The sequence below is a fragment of the Actinoplanes sp. NPDC049802 genome, from assembly GCF_040656595.1.
Lineage (GTDB): Bacteria > Actinomycetota > Actinomycetes > Mycobacteriales > Micromonosporaceae > Actinoplanes.
The window spans coordinates 1-1,685 of sequence record NZ_JBFAMR010000180.1 but is presented as its reverse complement, the minus strand read 5'-3'; the positions used below and the strand labels follow the sequence as shown (position 1 = coordinate 1,685).

At 66.6% G+C, this 1,685-nt stretch carries 2 protein-coding genes; both read right to left on the bottom strand.

The features are described from left to right. Nucleotides 1-278: 278 nt before the first annotated feature. The gene (locus tag AB0I88_RS41235) at nucleotides 279-974 is read right to left on the bottom strand and encodes a hypothetical protein (RefSeq protein WP_361037749.1); all 696 of its coding nucleotides are present in this window, start codon (nucleotides 972-974) and stop codon (nucleotides 279-281) included. Beyond that, entirely contained in the window at nucleotides 956-1,357 is a 402-nt protein-coding gene (locus AB0I88_RS41230) for a hypothetical protein (protein ID WP_361037747.1), read from the bottom strand. Before AB0I88_RS41230 ends, AB0I88_RS41235 begins: the two co-directional genes overlap by 19 nt. Nucleotides 1,358-1,685 lie beyond the last annotated feature (328 nt).

The window sequence follows — 1,685 nt, the reverse complement described above, 5'->3', positions numbered from 1 at the left end:
CTGAACCGGTCATGCCCGTCTTGCTGCCGCCAACCGAGGCGCTTCTACCTTGATCCACTCAAGTCGGACACCGCCATGACTTTGCCGGGGCCCTGTGCCCGAGCATGCCGGGGCCCACATCACCTGGGCAAACATCACTCTGATGACCCGTCGGCTCACTCGGGGCAAAGACCAGCGTCAAGCCGCTGAGCCACCGCCCCTCGCGGCCTAGATTCCGTGGATCCGCCCGGCCGCCCGGTAGCTCGTCACCATGCGGCCATCATGCAGGGCGCAGCCGCTCAGGTTCCCGCGATCCCGATCGTCAGCGGCATCACGACGACACTCGTGAACCGTCCGTCGCCGTCCTGCACGGTCAGCACCAGATATCCGGGGAACGGGTTCGCGTCCCTGGTGAAGTTGGCATTCGCATACATGTACTCGTCCGGGTCGACGTTCTCCGACCAACTGGTCAACTCCTGGGAGTTGCGGGCGTCCAGCAGGCGTACCCGCGCCGTGCCGTCGGTGGTGGGCAGGAAGTTGACCGACAGCGGCGGGTTGACCGCGCCGTTCGGCTCCGGGTGGCGCACGGTGGTACGCGGCGACTGCATTGCCTGCACGCCCCACGCGCCGCCGCCGGCGTCCCGGCCCAGGCTCACCGTGCCGAGCACGCTGCCGTTCCGGTTCGTGACCTTGATCAGCCGTGCCTCCCCCCGGTTGTCCTGCTCGGCCGAGAAGGTCAGGTCGGACGTGGGGACGCCGAGTTCGTCGAGGAACTGCTCGGCGGTCGGCCCCGGATCATCGGTCGCCGGTCCGGTTCCGGTCTTGCCGCCCACCAGAGCCGGCGACCAGATGATCGGATAGTCGGCGGTCGCGCTCTGCTGCGGCGCGGCCGTGGGTATGTCGCTGTCCGAGCGACGGTTCACCGTCACCCCGGCGACCACCGCGAGAATCACCCCCAGCGCCACCGTGACCGGTATCAGGAAACGCTTCCGCACGACTGCCTTCCGCCCTTGGGTCCGCTGCCAGCCGCACGTACCGAGGAATATTCTTGGCCGCGCGCGTCCAGGGGAAGCGGCGACGACGACTTGCGCTTGAATCGCCGCCGGCTCAGCGGCACCCCGCCCCATCCCGGGTCGGCCGCACCGTTGGTGATAGCCAGCGCCAGGATCTGCAGATCGGCAGCCAGAAGCTCAGGGATCACAAGATGGATTCGCTTGACGATGGCTGAGCCTGTTCCGTTCCGCATGGTGATCTTGAACTTAGCCCTGCGGCGCCGTGAGCACACCCTGCTTGCAGGGGTTGACAGGTAGCCGATCGGTCGAACGGTCTCCAGTGTCAGCAGCGGCACGGTGGCGCCGCATTCGTGCTTCTGAAGCAAGTGCTCGCATCTCAGCAAATCAAGGCACGGGGACCCAAGCAGTCGGGGGCCATGCGACCGCGGTAAAGCCCTGCGGCCGACCCGAATGCTCGGCGGTACGTCTGGCGCGACCGCCGTGCGCCAATGGTGCGACCACCTCCCGGCGGCACGGCGTTCGAATCGGCGTCACCGTGACGGTGATACGAACGGCAGAGACGGAACTCGCCAAATCAAACTCGCGCTAGCTGCGGAAATACTGACGGCATCGCGTATTGAAGTGTTGCGAGTTTGGGATGGGCGACGGCGTATCGGTTTCAGCCCAGAGGGCATCGGAACCTGCCTGCGGGCG